The organism is Parafannyhessea sp., from assembly GCF_051876455.1.
GTDB lineage: Bacteria > Actinomycetota > Coriobacteriia > Coriobacteriales > Atopobiaceae > Parafannyhessea.
The window spans coordinates 1-4,330 of the sequence record NZ_JBJEHW010000061.1; the positions used below are offsets into that span (position 1 = coordinate 1).

The window sequence follows — 4,330 nt, forward strand, 5'->3', positions numbered from 1 at the left end:
TGTACGACGGTGAATTCCGGGGAACTTACGTAGATGCCGTCCTCTAGGCGATAGAAGCTGCGCAATGGGATTTTTCCGCTCCAGACATGGGCTTTGACCTGGCTCATCCTGTGCTTTTTCGTCTGCGCGTCCACAAGCACGTGCACTGGTGCCTCGATGGCCCCGCGCTGCAGGATTCCCGAGGCCTCCACCTCGCGAGCCGACGCGCTTGAGTCCGCCAGGGAGCCGCCGCGCGTCGCGACGCTGTCGCGAACGAGCCAGCCTCCTTCGCGCAGCCAGATCGAGAGTGCCGTGGTGTGACTGAGATAGATTGCCATGGCAAGAAGATACGCGCGGCCGCCCAACAGGGGAAGCCGCGCGCTCAAGAAAGATATTTGATATGACAGCTGCCTTGCGCGTGTCTGCGGCGCGGGGGCAAAGCCATCCCAAAGGAAGCCTGGCCGCTCCCGCGTCCCGCGACCGTGGCCTACGCCGTCCGCCGCACGATGTAGCAGTGGTGGATCTTGGCGTTGCGCTGGAAGTCCTCCGGGATGGTCTCGGCCGTGATGTCCTCCAGGCTCACGCCGGCGCGCGCGAGCTTGTCCACGTCGGGCTTGAAGCCGCGCAGGTTGCAGCTGAAGATCGCCGAGCCGTTGCGCGTGAGCAGGCGCGATATGCCGATGATGAGCTCGGCGTGGTCACGCTGCACGTCCCACGAGCCGCGCATGCGCGAGGAGTTGGAGAACGTGGGCACGTCGCAGAAGACGAGGTCCCAGCGGTTCTTGCTGTGGCGCTGTTCCTGCACCCACGCCAGCACGTCTGCCTGCACGTACTCGTGCTCGGGCGGCCGCATCCTGCTCACGAAGCCGTTGCGTTCCATGTTGCGTCGCGCCCACTCCAGCGAGGGCCTGCTCATGTCCACGGTGGTCGTGTGCTTGGCGCCGCCGTCCGCCGCGTAGCACGTTGCGGTCCCGGTGTACGCGAACAGGTTGAGGAACCGCTTCGAGCCGGCGGTCTTCTTCATCATCTCGCGCACGAGCGAGCGCGTCTCGCGGTGGTCCAGGAAGATTCCGCAGTCCAGCCTGGTGCCAAAGTTCACCTCGAAGGTGAGCCCGCCCTCGTCCACAAGGTGCGCGCCGCGGGGGAGAAGAACGCGTGCCCCGTCCCCGGGCCTCCGTCCGGCACCGCGCCCGTCGTGCCGGTCGCGGCCGTTGCCGCCCGCCTGCTCGCGCTGCGCCGTCGACTCCCCCGCGTACTGCGAGCCGCCCTTGCCATGCGTGCGCACCCGCACGAACACGTCCTCGGGCGCCACGCCGATCACGCGCGGCGCGATGGCCAGCACGTCGAGCAGCCGCCTGCGCGCGAGCGTCGCGTCCACGGACTTGGGCGCCGCGTACTCGTACACCTGCAGCCAGCGGCCGCGCCCGTTGCGCGCGGGCATGAGCTCGGACCCCTGGAAGAGGTCGATGCTCACGGAGTAGTCCGGCAGGTCCGCGTCGTAGATTCGGTAGCAGCTCACGTCCTCGCGCTCGGCCCACTTGCGCCGCAGCCGCCACACCTTCTGAAGGCGGCGCGCAAACTGGTCGCTCGCGTCCACGAGCACGGGCACGCTTGCCTGGCGGCCGCCGGGCACGGTCACGCTCACCGTGGGGTGCTCGCGCGGCAGTCCCTCCGCGCCAAACGTGCGGATGGTCGCGTCGTCCTGCCCAACCAGCACGTCGACGGTGCCGTCCGCCTCGTGTCCAAGCGCGCTGTCGAGCGCGGCGTCCTTGGCGAGCGCCACGACCGTGCCCGCCTTGCCCGCGACCCCCGCAGCTGCCGTTACGCACTCGGACATCGCCGCGGCCTCCGCCGCGACCGCGCCCTCGTCCAGCCACGAGAGGTCCATCGCCACGAGCGGCGCACCCGACGCGCAGGCGCGCCCAAGCCGCGTCGCCATCTCGCCGGCGTCCACAAAGGCCGGCTCCACGTCCATGCCGGCTGCGCGCAGCGCGTGGCGCGCGGCGGTCTCGGCCCCGGCGCGCGTGTCGTGGGCGAGAAGGACGACCCTCGTGCCCGCCGCCTCGGCGCGCTCGCGGGCCTCGGCCACGAGCCTCTCCCACAGGTCGGCGTCGTGGCCGCCCCAGCCCTCGAAGCCCCAGCGCGTGCGGAGCAGTCCCGGCGCGCGGTCGAGCGCCTGGGCCGCAGCCTCCACCAGGAGGCTGCCGGCGCCGTCATACACGCTCGCGAGCACGGAGTCGCCGTGGCGCACGCTGCGGTACCATCCGCCCGCGGCCAGGAGCGCGGCGGCGTAGTCGGGCCTAAGTGGCGCGATGGGCGCCCGGCCGGAGCGAGCGGCCTCGTAGCCGCGACGGAAGAGCGGCGCGCCGGAAAGGTCGATGCCCACGGTCGCGCGCTCGCGGCCCACCCTCACGGCAACGCTGACGTCTGCGTGGCGTACGTCCACCATGGGGCGCGTGCCGCGGCGCGCGAGGATTGCGTCCACGATTGCGTCCTTGGCGCGCACGGCCGTGAACTGCGTGTTGCGGAGCGCCGCGTTGGTGCCGTGCGCCTCCACGGCGATGGTCGCGCCAGCGGGCACGTGGTCCTGCCAGGGGATTCGCGATAGCCCCTCGTACAGGGCGTCGGAGGACGTGGCGTCCACGCGCGCGAGCACCAGCGTCACGCGCGACGCCATGCGCGACCACAGGCAGGCGCGGTACGCGTCCTCGAGCCCGCCCGCAAAGCCCACCTGGCCGCGCAGCGCGCGCACGTGAGGCACGCCCAGCGCCGCGAGCTCGTCCGCCAGAAGGTGCTCGAAGCCCTTGGGGCAGGTCGCAAAGAACTCGAGGTCCTGTCCGGAGCCCCCGGTCGTGATGGTCTGGTCGCTCATTCGGGACACCTTTCGCCCGTGGTCGTACGTTCTTCTCACATGGTATGCCACATGGTAGGCGCGGCGTTTGGGCACCAACGGAACAATCGGCGCCATCAGCAACTTCCCATACGCCGCCGCCCGCCGCCTTCCGCCATATCGGCCGCGTTTGGCGCCCGTCTGAAAACCGTTGCCGCGACATTGGCTATCATCGTGTGTAGGTACGTGTGAGGCAGACGGGTTCCCGCCGTGCGGGTTTCCCGCCATTCGAGAAGAGCTAGGAGTCGTGCATGGATAAGGAAACTGAGTCCAAGGTCCAGCTTTGGAAGGAGAACGTCACCGAGCCCGATCTTAAGGCCGAGCTCGATCAGCTCATCGCGTCGGGGGACGAGGAGAAGCTGAACGACGCCTTCTATCGCGACCTCTCGTTTGGCACCGCGGGCCTGCGCGGCACGCTTGGCGTGGGCACCAACCGCATGAACGTCTACGTCGTGGCGCAGGCCACCCAGGGCGTGGCGGACTACCTCAACGCCCACTACGACAAGCCGTCCCTCGCGCTCGCGCGCGACTCGCGCCTCAAGGGCGAGGACTTCCAGAAGGTCGCGGCCGGCGTGCTTGCCGCCAACGGCATCCACGTGTACGTGTACCCGCGCATCGAGCCCGTCCCCACGCTGTCGTTCGCGGTGCGCTACCTGCACACCTCCGCCGGCATCGTGCTGACCGCGTCGCACAACCCCGCGCAGTACAACGGCTACAAGGTCTACAACGACAACGGCGGCCAGATCGCCAACGAGGCCGCTGACGAGATCTCGGCCTCCATCGAGAAGACCCCGGTCTTCGGCGGCGCCAAGATGATGGACTTCGAGGAGGGCCTCCAGAAGGGCCTGATCGAGTGGACGCCCGAGGAGGTCCTGGACAGCTACCTCGAGGCCGTGCAGAAGGTCTCCGTCCCCGGCTTCAAGGCGCCCGAGGGCTACAAGGTCGTCTACACGCCGCTCAACGGCACCGGCATGGAGTGCGTCACGCGCATGCTCAAGTCCATCGGCGTGAACGACGTGGAGGTCGTGCCCGAGCAGAAGGACCCGGACGGCAACTTCCCCACCTGCACGTACCCCAACCCCGAGTTCCGCTCCGCGCTCGAGCTCGCGCTCAAGCTTGCCGACAAGGTGAAGCCGAACCTCGTGGTCGCCACCGACCCGGACGCCGACCGCATGGGCACGGCCATCCCGCACAACGGGGAGTACGTCCTTCTCTCCGGAAACGAGATGGGCGTCCTCATGATGGACTGGCTCATCAAGATGGCAATCGACCGCGGCGAGGACCCCAAGCGCAAGGTCGCCGTCTCCACGATCGTTTCCTCCGTCATGCCTGACGCGCTCGCGCGTGACTACGGCTTCGAGATGCGCCGCGTGCTCACGGGCTTCAAGTACATTGGCGACCAGATCGACCAGCTCAAGGCCGAGGGCGAGGAGGACCGCTTCCTCATGGGCTTCGAGGAGT

At 68.9% G+C, this 4,330-nt stretch carries 3 protein-coding genes; 1 reads left to right on the forward strand and 2 read right to left on the reverse strand.

The window, feature by feature from the left end; genetic code table 11:
- Both ACI38Z_RS02975 and rlmKL read right to left on the reverse strand, forming a co-directional pair.
- Nucleotides 1-317, reverse strand: a 317-nt coding sequence (locus ACI38Z_RS02975; protein WP_439788696.1) for a hypothetical protein, incomplete at its 3' end; no start/stop codon positions are given.
- Nucleotides 318-466: 149 nt separating this feature from the next.
- Nucleotides 467-2,851, reverse strand: a complete 2,385-nt coding sequence (rlmKL, locus tag ACI38Z_RS02980; protein WP_439788697.1) for a bifunctional 23S rRNA (guanine(2069)-N(7))-methyltransferase RlmK/23S rRNA (guanine(2445)-N(2))-methyltransferase RlmL — start codon at nucleotides 2,849-2,851, stop codon at nucleotides 467-469.
- Between the two features lie 269 nt (nucleotides 2,852-3,120).
- Here rlmKL and ACI38Z_RS02985 point away from each other — a divergent pair.
- On the forward strand, nucleotides 3,121-4,330 hold a 1,210-nt coding region (locus tag ACI38Z_RS02985), incomplete at its 3' end, for a phospho-sugar mutase (RefSeq protein ID WP_439788698.1).